At 56.7% G+C, this 656-nt stretch carries 1 protein-coding gene; it reads left to right on the top strand.

Going from position 1 to position 656, the window contains the following annotated elements; all coding sequences use genetic code 11:
- On the top strand, nt 1-656 hold a 656-nt coding region (locus F3F96_RS12355), incomplete at both ends, for a 3,4-dihydroxy-2-butanone-4-phosphate synthase (protein ID WP_176963583.1).

Here is a 656-nt window from a genome sequence, read left to right as displayed (position 1 = left end):
ATGGTATCCAATACCAACTCCAAGTTTAAAACCAATTTTACCATCTCTATTGAAGCGGCTGAAGGTGTGACTACCGGCATCTCAGCCTATGACCGCGCCCATACGATCCGTACCGCTATTGCAGATGGCGCACGCGCTGAGGATATCCATACGCCGGGCCATGTTTTTCCGCTGGTGGGTCGTGATGGCGGACTGCTGGTGCGTGCCGGCCATACCGAAGCGAGTATTGATCTGGCGCGTATGGCAGGGCTGAAGCCGGCCGGTGTGATCTGTGAGATCATGAATGAAGACGGCACCATGTCGCGCATGCCGGAGCTGAAAAAGTTTGCTAAAAAGCACAACCTGAAAGTCGGTTCGATTGCTGATGTGATCAGCCACCGTCTGCAGCACGATTCGCTGGTCAGGCGCGAGGTTGAGGTGCGTATGCCCACTGAGTTTGGTGAGTTCCGCCTGATCGGCTACACCAATGCGGTGGACAAAGCTGAACATGTGGCGCTGGTGATGGGTGAGCCTGATGCCGAGCGAGCCTGTCTGGTGCGTGTCCATTCAGAGTGCCTGACCGGTGATGTGTTCGGGTCTCGACGTTGCGATTGCGGTTCACAGCTGCATGCGGCGATGCGGCAGGTGGCTGCGGCTGGTGAAGGGGTGATCCTCTA

It is taken from the genome of Mariprofundus sp. NF, assembly GCF_013387455.1.
Classification (GTDB): domain Bacteria; phylum Pseudomonadota; class Zetaproteobacteria; order Mariprofundales; family Mariprofundaceae; genus Mariprofundus.
Note: the sequence above shows the minus strand (reverse complement) of the source record. Positions and strands in the feature narration are given on the sequence as shown.